This window comes from endosymbiont of Acanthamoeba sp. UWC8, assembly GCF_000730245.1.
In the GTDB taxonomy this organism is placed as follows: domain Bacteria; phylum Pseudomonadota; class Alphaproteobacteria; order Rickettsiales; family Midichloriaceae; genus Jidaibacter.
The window spans coordinates 1,093,087-1,115,978 of the sequence record NZ_CP004403.1; the positions used below are offsets into that span (position 1 = coordinate 1,093,087).

22 protein-coding genes, 1 tRNA gene, 1 pseudogene and 1 riboswitch are annotated in these 22,892 nt (G+C 34.4%); of the genes and pseudogenes, 13 read left to right on the forward strand and 11 right to left on the reverse strand.

Annotated features, from left to right (window positions below; all coding sequences use genetic code 11):
• Positions 1-74: 74 nt before the first annotated feature.
• The 5 genes from I862_RS08715 to phoB all read right to left on the reverse strand — a co-directional run bounded on the left by I862_RS08715 (position 75) and on the right by phoB (position 6,665).
• Positions 75-2,618: an ankyrin repeat domain-containing protein gene (locus I862_RS08715; RefSeq protein ID WP_038539696.1), complete on the reverse strand. Its 2,544-nt coding sequence runs from the start codon at positions 2,616-2,618 to the stop codon at positions 75-77.
• 3 nt (positions 2,619-2,621) lie between these two features.
• The gene (locus I862_RS08550) at positions 2,622-3,269 is read right to left on the reverse strand and encodes a DUF2497 domain-containing protein (RefSeq protein ID WP_052646486.1); all 648 of its coding nucleotides are present in this window, start codon (positions 3,267-3,269) and stop codon (positions 2,622-2,624) included.
• Positions 3,270-3,377: 108 nt separating this feature from the next.
• Entirely contained in the window at positions 3,378-5,222 is a 1,845-nt protein-coding gene (locus I862_RS05250; protein ID WP_052646487.1) for a hybrid sensor histidine kinase/response regulator, read from the reverse strand.
• Entirely contained in the window at positions 5,191-5,883 is a 693-nt protein-coding gene (locus tag I862_RS05255) for a hypothetical protein (RefSeq protein WP_148299495.1), read from the reverse strand. Before I862_RS05255 ends, I862_RS05250 begins: the two co-directional genes overlap by 32 nt.
• A 68-nt stretch (positions 5,884-5,951) precedes the next feature.
• Positions 5,952-6,665, reverse strand: coding sequence for a phosphate regulon transcriptional regulator PhoB (gene phoB, locus I862_RS05260; RefSeq protein WP_038539703.1), 714 nt, complete (start codon positions 6,663-6,665; stop codon positions 5,952-5,954).
• A 418-nt stretch (positions 6,666-7,083) separates the two neighbouring features.
• On the opposite strand from phoB, the gene I862_RS05265 reads away from it, so the two are divergent.
• Both I862_RS05265 and I862_RS05270 read left to right on the forward strand, forming a co-directional pair.
• Positions 7,084-8,289: a response regulator gene (locus tag I862_RS05265; RefSeq protein WP_038539708.1), complete on the forward strand. Its 1,206-nt coding sequence runs from the start codon at positions 7,084-7,086 to the stop codon at positions 8,287-8,289.
• Between the two features lie 92 nt (positions 8,290-8,381).
• The gene (locus tag I862_RS05270; protein WP_038539711.1) at positions 8,382-8,792 is read left to right on the forward strand and encodes an NUDIX hydrolase; all 411 of its coding nucleotides are present in this window, start codon (positions 8,382-8,384) and stop codon (positions 8,790-8,792) included.
• Between the two features lie 52 nt (positions 8,793-8,844).
• Here the strand turns inward: I862_RS05270 and I862_RS05275 are convergent, their stop codons facing one another.
• The 4 genes from I862_RS05275 to I862_RS05290 all read right to left on the reverse strand — a co-directional run bounded on the left by I862_RS05275 (position 8,845) and on the right by I862_RS05290 (position 11,837).
• Positions 8,845-9,582 (reverse strand): type II secretion system protein, encoded by a 738-nt coding sequence (locus tag I862_RS05275; RefSeq protein WP_038539714.1) that lies wholly within the window; start codon positions 9,580-9,582, stop codon positions 8,845-8,847.
• A gap of 21 nt (positions 9,583-9,603) precedes the next feature.
• On the reverse strand, positions 9,604-9,999 hold the full coding sequence (locus I862_RS08315) for a hypothetical protein (RefSeq protein ID WP_148299496.1): 396 nt from the start codon (positions 9,997-9,999) through the stop codon (positions 9,604-9,606).
• A 377-nt stretch (positions 10,000-10,376) separates the two neighbouring features.
• Positions 10,377-11,120 (reverse strand): prepilin-type N-terminal cleavage/methylation domain-containing protein, encoded by a 744-nt coding sequence (locus I862_RS05285; RefSeq protein WP_038539719.1) that lies wholly within the window; start codon positions 11,118-11,120, stop codon positions 10,377-10,379.
• Positions 11,121-11,129: 9 nt separating this feature from the next.
• Positions 11,130-11,837: a type II secretion system protein gene (locus tag I862_RS05290; RefSeq protein WP_038539722.1), complete on the reverse strand. Its 708-nt coding sequence runs from the start codon at positions 11,835-11,837 to the stop codon at positions 11,130-11,132.
• 111 nt (positions 11,838-11,948) lie between these two features.
• Here I862_RS05290 and ispF point away from each other — a divergent pair, with 111 nt between their 5' ends.
• The 8 genes and pseudogenes from ispF (at position 11,949) to I862_RS07925 (ending at position 18,854) form a co-directional block, all read left to right on the forward strand.
• Positions 11,949-13,094 (forward strand): 2-C-methyl-D-erythritol 2,4-cyclodiphosphate synthase, encoded by a 1,146-nt coding sequence (gene ispF, locus I862_RS05295; protein ID WP_158499275.1) that lies wholly within the window; start codon positions 11,949-11,951, stop codon positions 13,092-13,094.
• 8 nt (positions 13,095-13,102) lie between these two features.
• Positions 13,103-13,707 (forward strand): annotated as a pseudogene (locus I862_RS05300) (phosphatidylglycerophosphatase A family protein).
• Positions 13,685-14,173 (forward strand): CinA family protein, encoded by a 489-nt coding sequence (locus I862_RS05305; protein ID WP_038539730.1) that lies wholly within the window; start codon positions 13,685-13,687, stop codon positions 14,171-14,173. The pseudogene I862_RS05300 and the gene I862_RS05305 overlap by 23 nt, the downstream one beginning before the upstream one ends.
• 134 nt (positions 14,174-14,307) lie before the next feature.
• Positions 14,308-14,925: a hypothetical protein gene (locus I862_RS05310; RefSeq protein WP_038539733.1), complete on the forward strand. Its 618-nt coding sequence runs from the start codon at positions 14,308-14,310 to the stop codon at positions 14,923-14,925.
• A 25-nt stretch (positions 14,926-14,950) separates the two neighbouring features.
• Complete coding sequence (gene nagZ / locus I862_RS05315) at positions 14,951-15,994, forward strand: beta-N-acetylhexosaminidase (RefSeq protein WP_052646488.1); 1,044 nt, start codon at positions 14,951-14,953, stop codon at positions 15,992-15,994.
• Positions 15,939-16,430: a DUF192 domain-containing protein gene (locus tag I862_RS05320; RefSeq protein ID WP_158499277.1), complete on the forward strand. Its 492-nt coding sequence runs from the start codon at positions 15,939-15,941 to the stop codon at positions 16,428-16,430. Before nagZ ends, I862_RS05320 begins: the two co-directional genes overlap by 56 nt.
• 53 nt (positions 16,431-16,483) lie before the next feature.
• Positions 16,484-18,010 carry a flagellar hook-length control protein FliK gene (locus tag I862_RS05325; protein ID WP_038539736.1) on the forward strand — a complete coding sequence of 509 codons (1,527 nt, stop codon included), beginning with the start codon at positions 16,484-16,486 and terminating at the stop codon, positions 18,008-18,010.
• 13 nt (positions 18,011-18,023) lie between these two features.
• Positions 18,024-18,854, forward strand: a complete 831-nt coding sequence (locus I862_RS07925; RefSeq protein WP_052646490.1) for a flagellar hook assembly protein FlgD — start codon at positions 18,024-18,026, stop codon at positions 18,852-18,854.
• Between the two features lie 175 nt (positions 18,855-19,029).
• On the opposite strand, the gene I862_RS08410 is transcribed toward I862_RS07925, so the two are convergent.
• Positions 19,030-19,173 carry a hypothetical protein gene (locus tag I862_RS08410; RefSeq protein WP_158499278.1) on the reverse strand — a complete coding sequence of 48 codons (144 nt, stop codon included), beginning with the start codon at positions 19,171-19,173 and terminating at the stop codon, positions 19,030-19,032.
• A gap of 360 nt (positions 19,174-19,533) precedes the next feature.
• Complete coding sequence (locus I862_RS08320) at positions 19,534-19,785, reverse strand: hypothetical protein (protein ID WP_158499279.1); 252 nt, start codon at positions 19,783-19,785, stop codon at positions 19,534-19,536.
• Between the two features lie 36 nt (positions 19,786-19,821).
• A riboswitch (TPP riboswitch) is annotated at positions 19,822-19,919 on the forward strand.
• 61 nt (positions 19,920-19,980) lie between these two features.
• Between I862_RS08320 and I862_RS05340 the strand changes: the two genes are divergently transcribed.
• The 3 genes from I862_RS05340 to I862_RS05350 all read left to right on the forward strand — a co-directional run bounded on the left by I862_RS05340 (position 19,981) and on the right by I862_RS05350 (position 22,841).
• On the forward strand, positions 19,981-21,396 hold the full coding sequence (locus I862_RS05340; protein ID WP_075260597.1) for a sodium:solute symporter family protein: 1,416 nt from the start codon (positions 19,981-19,983) through the stop codon (positions 21,394-21,396).
• Positions 21,397-21,443: 47 nt separating this feature from the next.
• Positions 21,444-21,519: transfer RNA gene (locus tag I862_RS05345), tRNA-Ala, on the forward strand.
• 248 nt (positions 21,520-21,767) lie between these two features.
• On the forward strand, positions 21,768-22,841 hold the full coding sequence (locus I862_RS05350) for a hypothetical protein (protein WP_038539742.1): 1,074 nt from the start codon (positions 21,768-21,770) through the stop codon (positions 22,839-22,841).
• Positions 22,842-22,892: the final 51 nt, after the last annotated feature.

A 22,892-nucleotide genomic window follows, 5' to 3' on the forward strand; every position in this document is an offset into this window, starting at 1 on the left:
TATGCTTTTCGATATTAGCTTTTATCTTATAAAATGCATATAACTTTTATACTTTATAAACTGATGCCTTTAACTTAATAAGGCAATAATGAAGTAGGTTTTTTAGCAGTATCAGCGGGAGTGGTTTTGACTGCCGATGACGCTGGTATTTCCGGCTCTGGTTTAGATGGAGCTACAGGTGCAACGGGTACTACCGGAATTACCGGAGTAGATGCAACTGATGATTTAGGTGGAGCTACAGGTGCAACGGGTATTACCGGAATTACCGTAGTAGCGGCAGCAGCTGACTTTGATAAAACTTCAGGTGCATCCGGAATTATCGGAGCTATAGGCATAGTTAAAACTGTCGGCTTTGATAAAACTTCAGGCATAGCCGGAATTACCGTAGTAGTTGGAGCAGTTGGTTTAAGCGAAGTAGTTTTAGGTGGGGTATTTTTTTCATTAGCTGCACTTAACTCATCCTGCATAGCTAACGGACTAGAAACCATATCCTTTATATTTGTTGTTAAATTTTTTGAATCTTGTTGATTTTCCGGTGGGCTAACCTTTTTTACTTCTCTTAACCCATTATCAGCCCTAGATGCTAAAGGTTTAGAGTTAGCAACCTGTGAAGAAGTATTTGTGGTAATCAAAGTTTTAGGAGCTGCTTGCGGTTTAATAACCACTTTAGTAGCTTGTTCAGGTTTAGTAGTGATTATGGTATTATTTACCTTAGTTGCATTGGAAGCTATTTTAGAATCTTTTAGAGCTACAGGTTCTCTAACTACTTTAGGCACCTTTAATGTTATATTATCATTTTGCTTAGAATCAACTTGCGATTTAATAACCGGGATAGTTTGATTATTTTTAGTGCCCGGAAGATCGGTAACAGGATTAATCGGCTCTATTTTAGTTAAAGGAGGAGAAACTATAACTTTCGGCTTTTTAAGCGACTCATCACCTATTAAAGATTTTTCCATAACTTTATTTGGTCCATGGCTTACTACCACCGCTTCCTTTTTGGTAGAACACTTATGTTTTCCCTCATGCTTTTGATGTTCAACTTTTAAATTACTTGACGGATTACAACGTGAATAATGTTTATAAGCATTATTACCATCTCTACCAGAGTTACTGTTTAAAAACCTTTCTTCATTTTTAGTTAAATTTACTTCTTCGGTTCCTTCAAGTTCTTTGGTTATAATAACAGTTTTAAGAATGTCCTTTAATTCTTTAGAGTTATTCATTACAGCATAGTCAATTGCTGATAAACCTATCTTGTTTCTCAGTAGAGGATCAGAATCTTTAGAAAGCAAGTAGCCGGCTAATTTCACATTATTTTTTTGTACAGCAATGATTAAGGCCGTATTACCGTTGGCATCCTTATAATTCGTATCCGCTCCAAGCCTTAAAGTTTGCTTAACGGCAGCAATAGAGCCGTTTTTGGTAAAATCTATTAAGGCTTTATTCATATTTTTATATTGCTTTACTGCAATATAAGCAAATTCATCAGTAAATTGAGTCGAATAATAATATGGAGAGTTACCCTGATTATCATGAATATTAGGATCAACCCCATAATCTATAAGCAGTTCAAAAGCTTTTATGTTATTTGCGGTTGCTGCAAGGTGAGCAACCGTTTTACCGTCATTACTTCTGATGCTAAGATCCGCCCCTTTAGTTATTAAATAATTATATGACTTTTGTTTATTATATAAAATACTATACATTAGCGGAGTATAACCGTATTTAACATCTTGGGCGTTAATATCGGCTCCTTTTTCTAAAAATGCTTTTATGCTGCTTACATCGTCATTAATTGCTGCAATAAATAAATACTCGGAATACTCTTTTTGATAAAAAGTTTTAGGTAAATGCTGATTATTTGACCCGTAATGCTTTTTGCTGATTTGTGGGGAAGGAATGGTGTTTCTATAATCATATACTTTTCTGTTATAAATATATGGAGAATAGTTATTTTTCTTCTTTAGCGAAGCATCAGCTTTTGACGGTTTATCGGAGGCGGAACCGGGTTTATTTTGTTTTATACTCGGGCTAGATAAATATAGGTTTTCCATTTGATTCAACGGATCCTGTTCGTCAATAAATGGAGCTTTTTCAGCTTCTTCTTTAGTTTCCTTTAAAGTTCTTTGAGTTTGTGAGTAGAAGTAATTAAACTTTTCATCAAAGTTATTAGGCAAATTAGAACCTTCACCTTTATTAGCCTCAGAAGCTTTGCTTGGAGCTTTATTCGGTTGAGCGGCAGGATTGCCAGAAATATTTTCATCATTTTTCATAATACTTAGTGGAACTGGTGAAGAAGCTACCGAAACCGGATTAGCTTTAGAATTGCTTATGGTTGATTTTAAAATGGGTTTAGAGATTTTGTCTGGTTGTGCAGAAGCTGCTCCCGACGGGTTTACCGTTGTATTATCTACATTAATTTGGGGTATAGGAGGAATAGGAAGAGCTGGCTGAGTAGAATTATTTAATTCTTCCAACTCGGAACTCACCTTACTTTCTATATCATCCGAATCAGCAGATACAGTAGGATTGGATTCTGCGATTGCTAAGTTTGCCGTATAGATGAGACATGATCCGATAAACGCCGCGATAATTCTCTTACCCTTATTCTCCATAATCTATTCGTCCTGAGGAATGAGCTTCTTAACTTCTTTTTCTACAATACTTTTAACTATATTAGGCAAATTTCTATTTAGCCACTCGCTTAATTCAGGTTTAAGTAATTCAATAACTAAATCTTCTAAAGTAGCACCTGACCTAAAATTTATATTTTCGTCATGATTTTTAGTGGTAGCTTTTATAAATGATCTTAATAGGTCTTGTGATTCCTTAGCTACTTCTTCAGCTATAAATAATTTATTTGAAGGAGATATATTTTCTTCTTCATTAACACTTTGCTCTTCAACATCCTTTGGTTGAGTTTGATTAGTTTGCATATTTTCCTCCCTATTAATTTTCGGGGGAGAGGTTCTCAGCTTTTTAGCAGCCACGCTGTTATCAATTTTTTTTAGTATATCTTCAGAACTTTCACTTAAATTATTGGTAACTGCCTCATTAAGCTGAGCAACGTTCTTTTTTATAGAGGGCGGAGCCTTTTCAGTTACTTTATCGGAATTGCCGTCTTCTACAACTTCCGTAAGCTCAAGAATATCACTGCTGACATTAGTTTCAGAAATCATAGCCTTTCTAATATCTTGTAATGCCTCATCAATTTTTGATGCCGCTTCATTAGCACCTGATTGAGTTCTGTTATCCGAAGTATCCATTTCTTGCTTAAGTAGTTATCCTATATTAATTTTTACCAGCTTGAATCTTTTAAGTCTATATATAATTTAAATAGTTAGCTGCTCCTTAGGTTAAGTTAATTTAAAGTGCTAACCGTCAATCACCTCTTTTACCTTAAGTAATAATTCTTTTAAATTAAAAGGCTTGGGTAAAAAATTAAAGTCTCTGGCATTGCCGTAAGCCTCATTAAATGCTTCTTCTCCGAAGCCTGATATGAATATTACTTTAATTTTCGGCTGAACTTTTTTTATCTCATCAACCAGAGTAGGCCCGCTCATTCCCGGCATAACTACATCGGTAACGATTAAATCAATATTTTTTTTAAGCTCGATAATTTGACTCAATGCCTGGTGTGGTGAAGCAAAATCTATGACCTCATACCCTTTGCTTATCAACACATGCTTAGCAAAAACTCTTACCGCCTCTTCATCTTCAACCAGTATTATTAACCCCTTTCCGAAAACGTCTCTTCCGGTTTTTTGCTGTATCTGCCTATGCGCATTTTGCTCTTCAACAGTTATAACCGGTCTAGGTATTAAAACTATAAAAGTAGTACCTTCACCGATTTTAGTTTTAAAGTAAATCTTTCCTCCGGATTGTGTCACAATCCCAAAGACGGTGGAAAGTCCTAAACCAGTTCCCGATTTATCTTGCTTAGTAGTAAAGAACGGTTCAAAAATATTGTTAGCAATACTCTCATCAATACCTACCCCGGTATCTTCTACTTCAATAACAATATAATCCCCTGCCGCTGCAGGAGGTTCTCCTTTTGGCGCTATACAACTTGCGAGATAAGGATCATGTTCTTTCAATTTTAAATTAAAAGCCCGGATCGACAGCTTTCCGTTCTCTCCCATTGATTGCTGTGCGTTAATCGCTAAGTTTAAAACTACTTGCTCAAATTGCACAGGATCAAATTTAATATACCATAAATCACTAGCTATCTCCTGATTAATTTGAATTTCCCCTCCCACCAGACGCTGAACCAAGGAATAAAAATCTCCAAAAAATTCATTTAAATTCAATATTTCAGGTTTTAATGTTTGCCTACGTGAGAAAGCAAGTAGCCGGTTAACCAAGCTTGATGCTCGGTTAGCACTTTGCCTAATCTGCATAATATGGGCAAAAGAAGGATCCTCAGGGGTATGCCTGATTAATAATATATCACAAAAACCTAAGATTGCCGTAAGCAAGTTATTAAAATCATGTGCGATAGATCCTGCTAAATAACCGATAGTTTGCATTCTAAGAGCGTGAGATAAGCTCTCTTCCATTTCTTTTTGCTGTGTAACATCCGTAATTCTCGGCATAAACCCGTATAAGTTACCGCTTAAATCCAAAATCCTCCCCATATACACTGCGGTTGTTTTTCCGTTAGCAAGCTTCAGATTCTTTAATGGAATGATCGGTGAAACTATATCCGTAGAAATCTTTTGCATTTCTGATTTTATTTGTCTTTGGCTTTCCGGAGTAAATAGATTTATAAAGTTATCATTAATAAAATGCTTGCCTACCATTACTTCTAAAGATTGGTTCATTTTCGTAATCTTTCCGTCTTTTTTAAGTAACGCTACCGGGTATGGAGAGTCTTTAAAGAAACACTGCCAACTATGATCAATCCACCCCTCTTCTACACCTCTTGCTCTTGTAATTAGGCTTTTATCGGGTAATTTAATAAAGTACCCTGTAATTTTTTTAATTGCTCTTGTTTCAGAGTAAAAAGCTTTTTGTACTACGAGCGCATGAATCTGCTCATTAAATTTCGTTGAAAGAGTTACAAAACCTTGCCAGGTGTTATTTAAATGGCCGGTCTTTGTGTTTTGCCCTTCATTTTTATTTAAGTTAAGGTCAGCCTGAATAAAATGAGAAAAACTTACTAAATCATCAAGCAACTCTTCTCTTCTAAAACCAAGCGCTCTTGCAAAAAAAATCATTACATTGGATAATATGCCCCAGCTCATCAAGCTCATAATAACCACAGCCAAGCTTATCAACAGTTTCAATTATTTCTTCATCGCCGTTAAGCCTTGTACCTTTTATGACATAAAACCTTTTGTTATTGGAAAAAATGCTATCAGTCTTATCATACGGATCATAGACGGAAAACGGTTCAGCTACCAGCTTGACTTTTACGGCCTTAAACGCAATCAATACATCTGTATTAGTTGAGAATTTTATAAGTTTATTAATCGCATCCATAATAGAATTTTTTGCTGCTGCTTTGATATTCAGCAACTCAAATATGCTATCTAATTCGCTAGGTTTTAAACTACTCCCAAGCAACTTAATTTGTGAAGAAAGATTAGGATCTAAAAAAACTATCTGGTTGTTATCATTTAATATTATATAAAATTCACACTCATTGGAAAGAGCAGTAGAAAATATTTGCGTTTGATACTCAGCTAGCCTTTTAGAAAGTGATATTTTTTTTAAAATAAAAAAATTAATAACACCGGCTGCGCATAATGAGATAAAAAATGATAACGGCTCAATAACAGTATGATAATGCGATACCTTGAGCCCTAAAACCAAAGTTACTACTAAAGTAAAAAAATAAATTAGAAATACCACTATTGCAGGTATATATGACATCATAATAAAAGAAAGTAAATCTTTGCTCCTAAACTTCTAATACTACAGAATTTTAAGAGCATCAAGCAAACTTATCTTCTTACCGATGTTTTTAAACAATATCCTGCAAGTCTAATAGTTTTAATTAAATCTTCACCATTAGGGCTAGCTTTTATTAAAGCTTTTCTAAGTCTGGTTACATGCACATCTACTGTCCTTGATCCGACGTAAATATCAACACCCCAAATCTTATCTATTAAAGCCTCTCTTGAAAGCACTCTGTTCGGATGCTCCATTAGAATTTGTAATATTTGAAATTCAATAGGCGCAAGCTTCACTTCCACCCCGTTTCTGCTCACGGAATGAGTCATGAGATCCATAGTAATATCTTCAAAATCCAGAGTTTTATTTGAAAATGCAGGACGCAATCTTCTGAATATTGCTTTAATCCTTGCAATTAATTCCGCCGGAGAGAAAGGTTTAACTATGTAATCATCAGCACCGCGTTCAAGTCCGCTTATTCTATCAAATTCTTCGCCTTTAGCCGAGATCATGATAATCGGAATATTGGAAGTTTCAGGAGTTTCTCTTAAAACTCTGCAAACCTCAATACCTTGAATTGACGGTAGTAACCAATCAAGAAGAATGATATCCGGTTTACTATTTTTAGCCAAGTATATTGCTTCTTCGCCATCTGAAGTAATTTGGACTTGATAACCTTCTTTTTGTAAATTATATTTAATTACAGTAGCAATTGACTCTTCGTCTTCTACTACCAGTATAGAGGGCTTTAATACCTTCGACATTGTTTTTTTGCTCCGCTTTTCTGCTAATTTAGCTCCTAATATTAAATTTTATAAACTTTTTAATATTTTTGCAAGCAAATACACAGACTAATAACCTAAAATTTTTGCAATTATTAAAATCTCAACTCACCACCGGTTTAGATAAAGCTACATAAATTCTATAGTTCTAGCCAAAATTAAAAATTATGAAATATTACTACCTATAATAATTCAATCTATATTTAACAAACACTTAGTATTACTTTGCAACTCAAGTATTAATATTTCACATAACTTTTACTGTTTAATAAGATTTATCCCCTATTCCGATTTATTTTAAAACCATATATTTGACAAGGATTCTTAATATCAGCTATTTTTTTAACTTTTTCATATCTAACAAATTATATAGATGTTAAAATAAATTAATGGGGGAGTTATGTATTTTATTGAAAAACATATTGAAAGTATAGACAAGCAGCTTAAAAGCTCTGATATATTAATTATAGGGGTTGGTAAACACGAAATAAACTTTATTAAAAATACCTTAGAAAAGGAGAGTTTTAGTAAAGTGAGTATAGCCGACACCTGCCATGAAGCTTTAGAAACAATAGAAACAAGCATTCCTGATTTAATTATTTTGGATATGGTTACTCAAGAACTCGATGGTTATCAGACTTGTATGAAGCTTAGATCAAACAGTAAAACACAGCACATACCTATAATCGCTAAAATAAATTGCAAATCTCATAGTAAAAAGAAGAAAGCTTTCGCACTTGGAATCAATGATTTTCTTAGCACCCCGGCATTAGAAGTAGAAATACTTACCAGAGTTAAGATGCACTTATCTCAAAGCAAACTCTTTAAAAGCCTTGTAGAGTTTCAAGAAAGATTAAATTTTGAGCTGGAAGAAGCAAGAAAAATGCTTTTAAGCTTAATCTCCAAAGATAATGTTCATAGCGAAATTTCTAAAAGAAATAACCTTTCTATCGCCTCTTACTATAAAACCTCAGAAGAACTGGGGGGAGATTATTATGCCATAAAGGAAATGGATGACGGTTTGGTTGCAAGCTATATATGGGACTTTTCAGGGCACGGCATCAGGGCAGCTATTAATACTTTCAGATTACATTCATTAATTCAAAGCATTACGGGAACCCAGATAAATCCGGCTGAATTTTTAAATGAAATAAATAGCTATCTCTTTACCATGCTAAGCAGAGACCAATTTGCTACTATGTTCTACTGCTTAATAGATATTCCACTGCAAAAGCTAACTTATGCCGCAACCGGTACTCCCTGCCCTTACCTGGTCTCATTTAAGCATTCCAAGGTAAAAAAATTGGATTCTACAGGTTTTCCGCTTGGTATAATTGATAATCCCCGCTATAAAAATCATATTATCGATTTTACTAACTGGGACTTAATAATATTTTACAGCGATGCTTTAATTGAAACAAAAAGTCGAGATAACATTTTGTTTAACCTAAGTAATTTTCTGAAAACCCTGGCTATTAATCCTCAGGATATACCAAGTAGCAATATAAGCAACTGGCTGCTTGAAAAAATTATATTTGAATTTGACAAAAGCTATGCTTTTAACCTCAAAGATGATCTAACAATTTGCATTATTTCAAAAGTCTAAGTGAAAATTTATTAATTTTTAAATTAGTCATCTTATTATTATTATGTTTTGTTGTATTCATATATTAACTCAGTATAGAGGTTACAAATTTTATGCAACAAGAGAAAACATACTTATTGCCAAAAATTTATGGTAAAGCCGGGTGCATAATTAAAAAAAACGGAAAGCTCTTAGCCGTTAAAAATGCAAATTGTCATAAATGGGACATACCCTCAGGTAGACCGGAAGGAGAAGAGTTGGCTTATCAAACAGCTGCAAGAGAGACTTACGAAGAGACCGGGCTTAAAGCTGAGCCTATTAGGTTACTTAAGAACTCAGGAGATTTCTACATCTTCGAATGTAAAATCATATCTAACGAACCTCCAAGCCCACAAGTTCCAAAAGAGTTTGAAAATGAAATAGAAATGGCAAAATTTATTGAAATCGATTTTTTAAATAAAGATAACGTTAGATTTCCGGATGCCCTGGAAGATTTTAAAGAGGTTTTTAGTAAAGTAGAATAATTCCATCTACTACCCAGCTTTCTAAAATAGGGATGATATTATTTGCCCTTATCTATTTTTTTCTAAAAATAAACTGTAAGATACACATTCCGTTAGCTGCATCGGTAGTATAGGGTGCGGTAAGAGTATTAGGAAAATAGCAACCACCCGGAAAACCGTAGATTGAAGCTCCCCAAACTAAGCCGTTTCTCGGATATCCGTCATCAATTTTATTATCTATGCTGTAAGCATCGATGGTAGGAAGTATGGAATCATCCGGAGGAAAGCCCAAACGAGGCCCCCCTATATTTAAATATTGCCCCGGCGAATTAGGCGGGTCATAGGGAACATCCGATAGAATACTCCATCCTTTTTTATTGTATTGAGATATTGGAGCATTGACTCCAATATAAGTCCCTCCCTCCATATCGGTAACACCAGTATAATTCCCGATAATCATCCCAGCTAAAGATAAGTGCTGCCATGCTCTTAACCCTTCATTTTGCGTACGAGTTGTATAGCTGTATTCAATTACTCCGTTACCATTGCCGTTACAGTTACTTGGAGTGGAATCACATGCAGCTCCCCATTGAACGGATGCATAAGGAAAATCACCCGGAAGGCTTTTATACTTTTGTTCGAAGAGATTAATAGCCTCCGTAAAAGTATTAGCTTCGGTAATTATACTTCTTAGACTCGTTTGCTTAATCATGGAATATGCAATAGAAATACTACTGATTAAGAATGCGATTATTAAAATCACCACTGCTAACTCTATTAAACTAAATCCTGTTTTCTTATATTTCTGCATATTTCTCTCTTTCAATTTTTCCTATTTTCTAAATATAAATTTCAAAATACAAACTTGGCTATTAAGGTCATAATTGTAAAGGGAATCAAGAGTTTTAGGCGCACTGTAGCAATCATTAAAATCTGCATAAACCAAGCCTCTTCTGGGATAACCGTCATCAATTTTATTATCTACAACATAAGCATCGGTCGGAAATAATAAAGGATTATCTGACGGCCCACCCGGATGGAAACCCCCGATTTGTAAATATTGGCCTTGCGGATAAGGTGAACCGTAGGGATCAACGGAAAATATACTCCAACCGGCAGCAGAATAAGCTGAAGCCGGGCCATTAATTCCAAAACCGTTTGCCCTGCAACTGTCGCAATCCCTGTATAGCTTCCGCTGATCATTCCGGCTAACGATAAATGCTGCCATGCTCTCATGGACTCATTTTTTAAAAGAGAAGAAGAGTAGGAAATCATACCATCACCATCCCCATTACAGTTACTTGGCGTAGAATCGCATGCCGTTCCCCATTGAACAGATGCATACGGAAAATCACCCGGAAGGCTTTTATACTTTTGTTCGAATAGATTAATAGCCTCCGTAAAAGTATTAGCTTCGGTAATTATACTTCTTAAACTCGCTTGCTTAATCATGGAATATGCAACGGAAATACCACTGATTAAAAATGCAATAACCATTACTACCGCTGCCAACTCTATTAAACTGAATGCTTCTTGTTTATGATTTTTCATACTTTATATTTTATAGTGTTTACTTGCTATTAAGCTAATCTCTTATCATGCTTATTAAAACCATAAATTAGGTTTTCTAAATATAAAACTTAAGATACATGCAGGGGTAGTCGTATTTACGATATTATAAGGAGAATCAACATATGTTGCATTAACGAAACAAAATGTAGTTGCTGAATCTCCCCATACCAATCCCGTTCTTGGTAAGCCATCATCAATTTTAGTATCAATATTATAAGCATCTAAAGGAATTATTAATGAGTTGCCTGGCAAAGAATTTGCCTGGAACATACCTATTATTAAGGATTGTCCTGTATCATAGGGAGGATTATAAGGTTGATGATAATATATACTCCACCCTCCGTTGCTATATTTTGATTCCGGCGCATTAACTCCGATATCGGTTTGATTAGCAATGCTTGCTATTCCTGTATAGCTTCCTCTGATCATTCCGGCTAACGATAAATGCTGCCATGCTCTCATAGCTTCATTTTTTAAAAGAGAAGAAGAGTAGTAAATCACGCCATCACCGTTCCCGTTACAGTTACTTGGTGTAGCATCACATGTTGTGCCCCATAGATCGGAAGCGGTCGGAATATCTCCGGGTAGATTACCGTATTTTTGCTCAAACAAGTTTATAGCCTCCATATATTCGTTAGCCTCGGTAATTACACTTCTTAACCGAGCTTGATCGGCTAAATTCAACCCGTAAGATACGCTGCTTATTATTATGCCGATTATTAAAATTACGGCTGATAGTTCAATTAACGTAAAACCTTTTATCGAGTGATTATTCATAATTTTTCTTCACTTCCTAAATACAAATTTTATCCAGCAATAGGGATTTAATTCTCCTAAATTATAAGTAGAGGGCGTAGTTCCATCATTAGTACAAAGACTACCTTCAGCCCATACTAAACCATTCCTTGGAAGGCCGTCATCAATTTTAGCATCAATGGTATATGCATTATTAGGAGTAATTATATTTTGACCATAAAAGTTCACCAACTGAATAAATTGGCCTTCATAATCGGGAGGGTTATACGGGTAATTATAATAAAAGCTCCAAAAAGCACTATTATTATAATTTGAAACCGGGGAATTATATTGATCTAAATTGAATACCGCCACTGTAGAAACCCCGTTATATTTACCTTTAATCATACCGGCTAAGGCCAAATGCTGCCATGCTCTTAATGCTTCATTCTGATTTGTGCTACTTGCTGTAAATCTTGTAATCCCATCGCCGTCTCCGTTACAATTACTTGGAGTTGAATCACAATTTGCACCCCATACATTAGAAGCGGTCGGGAAATCCCCCGGTAGGCTACCATAAGTTTGTTCAAATAAATTAACTGCATTGATAAAATCTTTTGACTCAGTGATGATACTTCTTAGTTTAGCAGTTTGAATTAAAGAATATCCATTATATACTGCTGAGATTAACAAGCTAATTATAACTATTACAAAGGTTAACTCCAACATAGTATAACCTTTTTGCAATTTGTTTGGCATCCCCCCCTTCCTCAAATTTTTTCTTGCTATTAAACCCTTACAAATTATGGTAGTACTTTCTTAAATTTAAGTAAATTATTTTATAATTAAATGAAAAATATTGCTTTAATTATGGCAAGTGGACTAGGAACTAGAGTTAATACTTCTACACCTAAACAATATTTAAAATTAGGCCATACCTCGATCTTAAAACTTACCCTTCTTAAGTTTATTAATAATCCTAAAATTGATGCTGTAAGGGTAGTAATAAATCCAGAGCATCATGATTTATATTGTGAAGCGACTGAAGGGTTAGAGGACAAGTTACTGCCTCCAGTTAGTGGCGGAGAAAGAAGGCAGGATTCGGTAAGAAACGGATTACAAAGCCTAAACTTATTATCGGAAATTAAGAATGTATTAATCCATGATGCAGCCAGGCCTTTTATAAGCGAAGAAGTAATCTTAAATGTACTAAAAACCCTGGAGTTATTTAAAGCAGTGGATACCGGAATATCAATAAAAGATACTTTAAAATCTAAACATCCTAATGCAACTTATAACAGGGATAACTTTTACCTTACCCACACACCTCAAGGGTTTGATTTCCAAACTATTTTAGAACTTCACAATAAATACCAGCATCAAACCTTCACTGATGATATAAGCTTGTGCATAGAAGAAGGAATTGAGGTCGGTTTTGTAGAGAGTAATGTACAAAATATTAAAATTACCACACCTGAGTGTTTAATTTACGGAGGATTAATTATGCAGCAAAACTATATTACTCGAGTCGGTTACGGCTTTGATATACATAAATTTCAACCTGCTTCAGACCACGATAATACCATAAAATTATGTGCGGTAGATGTACCGTTCAACAAGTCATTATCCGCGCATTCCGACGGGGACGTTGCACTACATGCGATTACGGATGCATTACTTGGCGCGATGGGCGAAGATGATATTGGAATGTATTTTCCCCCGACCGACGAGAAATGGAAAAATGCAGACTCTACGATATTCTTAAAGCATGCTTATATGTTATTAACCGATAAGGGAGGCATTATAAATAATATAGATGTCACAATAATTACGGAAAAGCCTAAGCTCATGAATTTTAAGGATATGATGCGAAAAAAAATTGCAGAATTACTTAATATAAGTAATAATCAGGTATGTGTAAAAGCCAAAACTTCCGAGAAACTGGGATTTGTCGGCAGAGAAGAAGGTATTTCCGTTTCTGCGGTATGTGCTATTATGCTTCCTAAGAACTATTGAGAGGAATTTTGAGTAACATTTATAAAAATTATGATCTTTCCAGGATCACCCATGCTAAGCATACTAAAGTAAAAATTCCTTTTACTTTATATTCACTAATATCAACTTGGTTTTTTATAGGTAGAATCAGGTTTGCAAGCGGCACATTAGGCAGCTTAGGGTTTTATCCGCTTTATTATTGGTTATTGCTTCATGCAGCCGATAGTTCTGAAGCAATTTTAAACCTTTGGATTTGTACTATCGTATTATTTATTTTAGGGTTATGGGCGGTAACGGCCTTTCAAAATAATACTAAAACTTTTGACCACTCCTCAATTGTTATTGATGAAGTGATCGGAATGAGTTTAACTCTTGCAATAAGTTTTAAATGGTTATATCTCATCTCACAAAGTTATTTCACTCTATTTGGGATTTCTCAGATGGATTTAACCTTTATTATTGCTTTTATCGGGTTTAGGTTTTTGATATAAGGAAACCTTTTTTTATAAAATATGTTGATAGGTATTATAAAAATCCTTTTGGTGTGATATTAGATGATTTATTGGCTGCAATATTTGCAGGAGTTGTTTTTTATATTTTATATGTGATATATGATTTTTTTAGATTCTTATAAACTTGCAGAAGAAGTAATAATTAAAGCCAAGGATCAGCTGGTTAGAATTGGTACCGCCGAATCATGTACCGGTGGAATGCTATCCTGTTACCTGACAGCCGTGCCCGGAAGCTCACAAGTTTTTGAGAGAGGCTACGTTACCTATACTGAGAAATCCAAGCGAGAAGTATTAATGGTAAGCTCTAAGGTGTTGAACGAGCAAGGAGCGGTTTGTGAAGAGGTAGCACGCCAAATGTTATCGGGGTTATTCGAACTCTCCTCAGTACATATGGGAATAAGCATTACAGGTATAGCAGGCCCAAGCGGTGGCAGCTCTACAACACCTGTGGGTTTGGTTTATATTGGTTATGGCAGCAGAGGTGATATCAAATGTAAAAAATATACTTTTGTCGGAGACAGAAATGAGATTAGGCAGCAGGCAACGGTAGAATCTTTAAGATTATTAATTAAATTACTAAGTTTTTAATTAAAAATTTATTTTCTTTTCGTATGTTCAGCATAATTAAACTTTAGTATCATGATAGTTCTTAAGTTTAAGTATAGTAAACTCACCTTTTATTTAGTATAGATAAAATAAAATAGTAAAAACCATATCAATTTATGAAAAGCAATTATCGAGAATTAAAAAGAACAAGACTTAAGGATATTAAACCTGAAGATAATAAATCAAAATTATCCCTAAATTTATTTTTAAAAATTAAGCCTCGTTATGCTTTTTTATTAATCTCCGTGTTGGCTTTTGCAATAATATACTTTTATTCTTATACATATACCGTAAAGCCGGTCGATCTGGAAAACCTCCCTTTAATCAAGCGTGATCCTTCCTATTTAAGAATCATTCCGGAAGATAGAGGGGGTATAATATTTTCCAATCAGGATAAAGAAATATATAATAGTATCACTCCTCAAAATTCGACTTTACAAACTAAGGCAGCAACTCGGGCTAACCAAGCTGAACAGCTCCATTCAGACAAGATGTCTGATTTAATTACCAAGATACAAAATGCTAAAGACAGTACTGAAGGAATGGCACAAAAACCTCAAGAGATTATAGCCAAACCTGAGAAGCTTGAAGAAAAATCAACACAAGCAACAACAAAACCAAAAGAACCTAAAAACAATTCTAAACAAACTTTAGAAAGAAATGCATCCATTAAAAACGATAAAAAATCTTTAAGTAGCGTTTTTGATGTGATAGAAATTGATAATAACAAATAAATTTTAGCTTGAAAAGCATTGGAATATGAAAAACTTAACCACCTCTTTAGTAACAAATGTAATATTCGGGTTAAATAGCACTCAGCTTAATTATGAAGAAAAAGCATTTTTTAAAGAAGTTAATCCATTGGGTTTTATTCTTTTTAAAAGAAACTGTGAAACTAAGGAGCAGATAAAAAACTTAATAAGATCGCTTAAAGATTTATTGGGCAGAGATAGTATTCTAGTACTTATCGATCAGGAAGGTGGTAGAGTTGCAAGATTAAGACCACCTAATTTTAGAGAAAGCTTACCTGCTAAAATTTTTGGCGACCTTGCACTTATGGATTTAGAGCAAGCTAAAGTTGCAGTATATGTTAATCATCTACTTATGGGTAGAGAACTTACAAACCTTGGAATAAATGTAGACTGCACACCCGTTGCCGACCTTTATTATAAAGATGCCAACGACATCATCGGAGATAGAAGTTACGGGAATGATCCATATATCGTAGGAGAGCTTTGTAAAATTGCCGATATTGGCTTAAGAGATGCCGGGGTTCAATCAATTATTAAGCATATACCGGGACATGGCAGGGCAGATAAAGATAGCCACCTCGACCTACCTATCGTAAATGAAAATTTAGCGACTCTTGAACAAAATGATTTTAAAGTGTTTAGCCGGCTATCTGATTTAAATTTAGCTATGACTGCGCATATAATTTATAGCGCAATAGATGATAAATTTCCCGCAACAATTTCACCCCGAGTTATAGATTATATACGCAATATAATAGGTTTTAAAGGCTTATTAGTTACCGATGATTTATCGATGAAAGCTCTGACAGGTTCACTAAAACAAAATGCTGCACGAGCTTTAGAAGCAAAATGCGATATATTACTTCACTGCAATGGTGAAATAGAAGAAATGAAAGAAATTGCGGAAGCAGTGCAACCTTTAACCACACAACAAATAACTAAAGTTAGCAGGCTTAACAATTTTTTGAATTTTGAACCCTATAATGATTTGCTATATGAAACGGAATTTGCCGAGTTGGAAGAAAGGTTATCGGCTATTATTAAAGTTTAAAAGGATAGTCGGAATCCTACTTCTTACTTTTATTGTGATTTATTTCTTTCAAAGCCATGCCTTAAAGACTGAAGACTATTTTCTAATTAGCGAGAATAATATTATTAAACTAAATTTAGAAATCGCTGAAGATACTTCCGATATCAGAAAAGGTTTATCCAATAGAGATCATCTGGCTAAAGATAATGGCATGTTATTTATCTTTAATAAACCGAAAAATTTAAAGTTTTGGATGGATAATACTCGTATACCTCTTGATCTATTTTATCTTGATAAAAATCTTATTATAAGAGAAATACACCATAATTTAAAACCCTACAGTAAAAAGATAATAGAATCTGAACATCCTTACTCCTACGCACTTGAAGTAAACGCAGGCTTTGCTGATCATCACAATATCAAGCCAGGAGATAAATTAATTAAAGCTTCTAATTAATTGGCATAAAATTTGCTTAACCAATAACTAAGTTATATTTATAATGCTGTATAATGGATAGTTTAATAGTAGGAAGTTTACCCGTCAATATTGCTGCAAATGAGCAGAGCGTTATTACACAGCCTCTACTTAATGGGATAATAGGTGGTAATATCGATTCGGAACTTGGTAATTTTGAACAATTACTAAATGGCTTATCTAGCTTCTTGCCTTCTGAAGGTAATATAAATTTAGAAATAAAGCCTGAAGCAAATCAGCAAAACTATAATTTTTACAGTAGCCTCACCTTATTAAATGAAAAGCAGGATATAGCAGAATCTAATCCTTCTATGCCTTCTTTGATAAACCATTCTTTTTCTCAACCGGAATTTAATTTAGCTCAAGATATAACATTTCAGAGCACCCCTACATTCGATATAGAGAAAAATTTTGATTTTGAAGGATTTATTGGCCAGCCAAGAGAATTTATAACTTTGGTAAACCTTGAAAATGCAGTTAAACAATTACCCTCAAATGATCAAATAGAAGAGCAAAACACGGAACTGTTTCTAACCCCGAATGTTAAAAAAGAGAATAATACTGATTTAAACATTAATAGTAAATTAACAAACGAATACAGCGAAATCCAAATCATTCCAAATGAAATGAGTAATATCCCGCTCAAAGAAAACTTACCTTTAGACAAAAAATATTTTATAGCTGATAAAGAAGAGTATACATTCTTTGAAGAAAATGATTCTTTACCATATTCGCCAAATTTAATATATGAGGAAAATTCTCATTATATTAATACTCAAACACTACCGATTCAGGAAACTTCTACTTCAATAATATTTCCTAAGGAAAAGCCGGATGTAGATTTAACAAACTTTAAAGAGAAAGAGCCTAAATTAAATATTAAGAAAGATGATGACCAAGGAAAGTTAAATTCAGAAAACTTGGAACCACATGCTGAAATACAGCCATTAAAAGATTCGCGGCTAAATCATCAGGTTCAGGCAAATTTATCTACCGGATCATTGAGTGAATTTGATAAAGAATTAACAGTTGAAGCTGATTCAAGTGAAAGCAATTATCAAAACTCAATCAGCGGAATAACACCTAAAGCCGGCAAATACTCCGTAAAACCTCTTGAAGAGTTAAAAACAAATAATCTGCCGAGCTATAGCCACATTGCCGAGCAAGTTTCCATGCGAATCAATAAAGCAATCAACTCCGGAGAAACAAGAATCCAAGTTGAATTATCACCTCAAGAGCTTGGCAAAATTGAGATATCTTTGCAGGTTGATGCTATGGGAAATAAAAAAATAGAAATATTAAGTGAAAAATTTACTACTTTTGATATTTTGCAGAGCTCGGTAAAAGAATTAGAATCATCCTTATCCGCATTAACCGGAGGGAATGAGGGCACTTCATTAAATTTCGGGCTTCGCGATCATCAGCAACATCAGCAGCATAGAAGCCAACAAGACAGCAACTTTAAATTTGAACAGGAAAATCTTGATTCATTTGAAAGCCAAGAATCTGAATTTTTGATAAGTACTGAGCATGAAGAAGACAACATTAATATTTTAGCATAGCGGAGAGAAAAAAATGGTAACATCAGCATCCCTATCAACCAATATTTCCGATCTTAAAAGAAGAGAGCCCGGCAATGAAGACTTAAGTAAAGCCGAGCTTGCGGAGCAGAAAATTGCTCAGCAGAAAAAAACCTTTTTTAAATTGCTTGCAGTTCAACTACAGAATCAAGACCCAACTAGCCCGATGGATACTAATCAGATGACCGCACAAATCTTTACTATGAATGCGGTTGAGCAACAATTAGAATCAAATAGATTGCTGGAAAAAATTTATGATGTTCTCCATGATCAGCAAATAGCTCAACCTTCAGCGAATATCGGTAAGGTTGCTTCATACGAAGGCAATTCGTTCAAATTATCAAACAGCAGTGGTGAATTTAGTTATACTCTAAACTCAAACCTTAAATCAGTAGGTGTTGAAATTAAAAATCAAGCTGGTGCCGTAGTATATAAAGATTTATTAAAAACTAATATAGGTAACCATACCTTCCAATGGAACGGCGAAGATAGCAATGGCAATAAATTACCTGAGGGTAATTATAATTTTTTAATTACCGCACTTGATGCTAATGATGACCCGGTCTCAATTAAATCCTTCGTCAGCGGTAAAATTGACGGGATAGTTTCAGAAAACAACGATTTCAAATACAGCATTGAAGGAAAAGAAATCAATAAAGAAAAGATTAGAACAATTAAAGATGATAATAATACTTTTAACCCTAATGCTAAAGGCAGTTCGTCTACCGAAAGCAAAGCAAAAGAAACTACCGGGCAGGATACGGATTCAGCAGCAAATAACAATAAACCTTCTCTATTTAAGCACTTTTTAAACTTAATAAGCTAATATTCCCTGCATAAAACACTTAAACTTAGCTGCGTAGAATACCTAGTAGTTTATACGCAGCTAAAATCCGAAGAGGCTCAGTAATAATATTTATTACTCTAGTTTTTTTAAAAACTGCTATGTGTTTGTATTGTTTACCGAATACTCCGGATCTTCATTTTAATAACTCCCCCTCTTAACAGGATACGGTTTTTTGCATTATTACAGCTTTCATAGCAGCTTCAGTTAAAAGATTTTCATTAGTAAATTTATAACTTGAGAATGCATAAACAGATAGTGCTAAAGCACCTAGGATAAAAGCTTTTTTAAAAATAGACATTTTAAAAACCTATATTATGTTTAACCTACTCATACGGTAAATACCTCCCAACCATTTAACAACTTACTTTTTATTAAAAATCAGGTAACAAATACATCTTCTTTACTACAATGAATTATTTGACAATATATTTTCTTAACACTAACTTAATTCTTATTTAATTTAATTATTATAAAAATAATATTATTTTGTTTATGACAAGTTTTAGAACTTTACAAATTTATTTGCATAGCAATATTTATTTCGAACCTATATCAAAATCACTACAACCATTCTAAGTAGTAATCCGAGTAATTAAAAATAGATTCGCTTGATAACTCTAATCCTCTTAGGCTTTCCACATACAACCCTTTTGTTATTTCACTCTCTCCCTCTATTTACCGCTGCATCCTCAAACTCCTTACTATCCTTATCTCTTCTCCTCATTTCTCTTGCTGCAAATCCCTCCCCCCGCTCTCTTTCTGCATTATTTTTGGAATTATCTTGATTGGCATGATTTATACCGCTTATCCCTACATAACTACCTACCACTACCATAATCCACACTTCATTTGGGAACAGCTGAGCAAGTTTAATATTACCGCTATTATTACTAACTTTAACCTTTTCCACTTGCACACATAGTTTTATTCTATATAAATTTCCAATATAAATCACCGGGGGTGCTGTTAATAATGATAGCTGAGAAAAACCCTTATAACCTGATCCGGATAACGCCGGCGGAGGGAGTGTGTAAAACTGTTAATCTATTTTTACACCCCTCTCTCTCTTACTGCATATTCGGCTATTTAATTTAAAGGCTAAGATATGCAAATTACGAACAATCTATCTCTTCTTGACTTAAGTGTTTTCGCTATTTGGATTACTCTCTCAATAGGAGTGATTATCATACGCCGGCTCAAAAATTTGAATTCTAAAACAAGCGACAAGGATTATATCCTGATGGGCAGAAAACTGACCCTACCGTTATTTGTTGCAACCCTGGTCTCCTCTTGGTATGGCGGGGTATTCGGGGTAACGCAGATTGCTTTTGAGCATGGGATATATAATTTCATTACTCAAGGGCTGTTTTGGTATATTGCTTATATTATTTTCGCCTATTTTTTGGTTAAAAAAATACATCAAAAAAACGCTCTTACTTTTCCGGATTTAATCAAAAAAACTTACGGTGAAAAATCAGCTAAGCTTGCTGCAATACTGCTTATTTTTAAAGCATTGCCGATAACTTATGCCCTAAGCCTTGGCGCTTTTATTCAAACAATGTTCGGTTTATCGCTTCCGCTTTCAATTGTAGCGGGTACTTCGGTAGTCGTGTTATATACCTGCATTAGCGATTTCAGGTCAGTGGTATACTCTGATTTCCTGCAGTTTTGCTGTATGTACTTCGGGGTAATAACGGTAGTAATATTTTCATTTTACAGCATAGGGAATCCGCTAGTGTTAGTAGAAAATTTACCTCCCCATTATTTTACTCCTTCCGGCAAGCATGAATTCAGCACTATTATATTATGGTTGTTTATCGCATTTTCAGCTACCCTGATAAGCCCGGTTTTTTACCAAAGATGTATGGCGGCAGGCAGTCCGCTTATAGCTAAAAAAGGAATAATTATTTCCACAGCTTTTTGGATAGTTTTTGATATCTGCACTACATTAGGCGGAATGTACGCCAAAGTGCATATGCCTGATGCTAATTCGTTAAATGCCTACCTGCTATTCGGCTTAGAAATTCTCCCTTCCGGCTTTCGGGGTATTTTTCTTGCGGGAATTACAGCAACGGTTATCTCAACATTAGATTCATTTATTTTTGCAAGTAGCACCCTTTTTTCTTATGACCTTAGACCTAAGAAATATACCGCTTCTGGTAGATATAGAACGATAAGCGTGTTATCAATCGGTTTCCTCACTGTAATCATTGCACTTCAATTTGATAATGTAATTGAAGATGTTTGGATAACTTTGGAAGGATATTTCGGCGCTCTTTTAATTATTCCGATTATTTGGAGTTATTTCATTAAAACTAAAATTTCGGATAAGGCATTTATATTCACTGCTTTTTTAAGTATGAGCATAATGCTAATAAAAGATGTCTTTTTCAGAAATATAAAAATAGAAGCATTTTACTTTGGGCTTATTGCTACCTTGACAGTTTATAGCTTTATTTTTTTATATGAGAGATCTATAAAAAAACTTATATGCAAAGTCTTTAAAAAAATACTATTCTAATTTATTAAAAGTTATGCTAATACTTCTGACCATATCTCTTTTAAAATGGGGCCATAGCTCAGTTGGTAGAGCGCTTGGATGGCATTCAAGAGGTTGGCGGTTCGATCCCGCCTGGCTCCACCAGATAAAATAAGGCTTTTAAGGTTTTTCTTCATTTTATAAAATTACCTCGTACTACTCTAGTGCTACCCTTAGTTATTATACGGGTGCAGGACAAGAATGATAGTATAAACAAGAGAAGACAAACTCTTAAAATATAATGCACATGTTATATACGTAGAAAAACTTACCAAAGTTAGAGAATTTGTTAACTAGCTGTTAATATTTATCTAATATAGTTAAAAATTAGTGAAAGACCTTAGGGGAAAGGGATGAATAATAAATCGGATGATAACCGCGGCGGCTTAGGTAAATCATTACTTGAAAGGGTAAAAGATATATCTCAGAAAGCCGGAAAAGCACTCGCCGGGTTTGTCGGGTCAGGCGGTGAGCTTGAGAAGGAAGCACGGAGAAAAGCTGAAATAAGGATTAATGAAATCATCAAGCGATTAAGCAGCGGAAATTTGAGCGCTACAGAAATACAAGAATTGATTAGAGAGGGTAATGAATTATTACAAACCTTTCCCGGCTTATCCATAGCCACTGCGTTCTCCTCAGTTGCCTCACAAGTCGGCGGAAATTCGGCAACCATCAGTCAAAGCCAACCGATTGTAACAAACAATGCAGGAGGGATAAAAGATGAGAAAATAATAAGTTTAAGTGAATTATTTGATTTCCATCCTGATATCATAAAAGCTGAAGAAGAGAATAAAAAATTACAGAACAGATTCGATGCTATTAAACGTGAGCCGCCTAATGAAGAAAGTATCAAAGCAACGCGTGAGGGGCTTGATGATAGCCGCGATGATAATTATATAACTAATTACGTTGAAACTCAAAAGAAAAGTTTGCAAGTGATGAAAGAAAAACAGCAAAATTTACATAAAGAAGTACATGAACATAATCGAATTGACTTAAAGGAAAATCTTAAACATGTAGAGAATGCTATAAAACATCATACGGAAGAATGTGTTGAACATTTAAAGGATATATTTAGAATAAGAAAAGTAGCGAGCCAACTTGGTGATAAGAAAGCTAGTGAGTTAGATGATAAGAAAATATTAGAATGTAGAAACAATTTAAAACAAGTAGAACTTACTTCCAATGAGGAGAAGAGGGTTAATAATATTATAAGACAAAGTACATCTATAGGCGAAAATAGTAGCTTAAAAAGCCTTCTTAATAGCACAGCACTAAAACAGGAAGTTGATCAACCTTCGAGAGAAAACCAAAACCCTGAAAATGGAAAGTGGGTTAGAAAAATTTCACTTGAAAATGATTCTAATGAAAAAGGTAAGAATGGTAGTGGAGACAATAATAAAAATAGAGGAGGAAGAGGTGGGTGATCATAATTTATTAAATAGAACTATATTTTAATATAGTTCTATTTTTAAAAT

Coding starts and splice junctions, on each gene's coding strand:
- I862_RS08715 (WP_038539696.1), bottom strand. CDS start 2,618: ATGGAGAATAAGGGTAAGAGAATTATCGCGGCGTTTATCGGATCATGT.
- I862_RS08550 (WP_052646486.1), bottom strand. CDS start 3,269: ATGGATACTTCGGATAACAGAACTCAATCAGGTGCTAATGAAGCGGCA.
- I862_RS05250 (WP_052646487.1), bottom strand. CDS start 5,222: ATGATTTTTTTTGCAAGAGCGCTTGGTTTTAGAAGAGAAGAGTTGCTT.
- I862_RS05255 (WP_148299495.1), bottom strand. CDS start 5,883: ATGATGTCATATATACCTGCAATAGTGGTATTTCTAATTTATTTTTTT.
- phoB (WP_038539703.1), bottom strand. CDS start 6,665: ATGTCGAAGGTATTAAAGCCCTCTATACTGGTAGTAGAAGACGAAGAG.
- I862_RS05265 (WP_038539708.1), top strand. CDS start 7,084: ATGTATTTTATTGAAAAACATATTGAAAGTATAGACAAGCAGCTTAAA.
- I862_RS05270 (WP_038539711.1), top strand. CDS start 8,382: ATGCAACAAGAGAAAACATACTTATTGCCAAAAATTTATGGTAAAGCC.
- I862_RS05275 (WP_038539714.1), bottom strand. CDS start 9,582: ATGCAGAAATATAAGAAAACAGGATTTAGTTTAATAGAGTTAGCAGTG.
- I862_RS08315 (WP_148299496.1), bottom strand. CDS start 9,999: ATGGCAGCATTTATCGTTAGCCGGAATGATCAGCGGAAGCTATACAGG.
- I862_RS05285 (WP_038539719.1), bottom strand. CDS start 11,120: ATGAATAATCACTCGATAAAAGGTTTTACGTTAATTGAACTATCAGCC.
- I862_RS05290 (WP_038539722.1), bottom strand. CDS start 11,837: ATGCCAAACAAATTGCAAAAAGGTTATACTATGTTGGAGTTAACCTTT.
- ispF (WP_158499275.1), top strand. CDS start 11,949: ATGGCAAGTGGACTAGGAACTAGAGTTAATACTTCTACACCTAAACAA.
- I862_RS05305 (WP_038539730.1), top strand. CDS start 13,685: ATGATTTTTTTAGATTCTTATAAACTTGCAGAAGAAGTAATAATTAAA.
- I862_RS05310 (WP_038539733.1), top strand. CDS start 14,308: ATGAAAAGCAATTATCGAGAATTAAAAAGAACAAGACTTAAGGATATT.
- nagZ (WP_052646488.1), top strand. CDS start 14,951: ATGAAAAACTTAACCACCTCTTTAGTAACAAATGTAATATTCGGGTTA.
- I862_RS05320 (WP_158499277.1), top strand. CDS start 15,939: ATGAAACGGAATTTGCCGAGTTGGAAGAAAGGTTATCGGCTATTATTA.
- I862_RS05325 (WP_038539736.1), top strand. CDS start 16,484: ATGGATAGTTTAATAGTAGGAAGTTTACCCGTCAATATTGCTGCAAAT.
- I862_RS07925 (WP_052646490.1), top strand. CDS start 18,024: ATGGTAACATCAGCATCCCTATCAACCAATATTTCCGATCTTAAAAGA.
- I862_RS08410 (WP_158499278.1), bottom strand. CDS start 19,173: ATGTCTATTTTTAAAAAAGCTTTTATCCTAGGTGCTTTAGCACTATCT.
- I862_RS05340 (WP_075260597.1), top strand. CDS start 19,981: ATGCAAATTACGAACAATCTATCTCTTCTTGACTTAAGTGTTTTCGCT.
- I862_RS05350 (WP_038539742.1), top strand. CDS start 21,768: ATGAATAATAAATCGGATGATAACCGCGGCGGCTTAGGTAAATCATTA.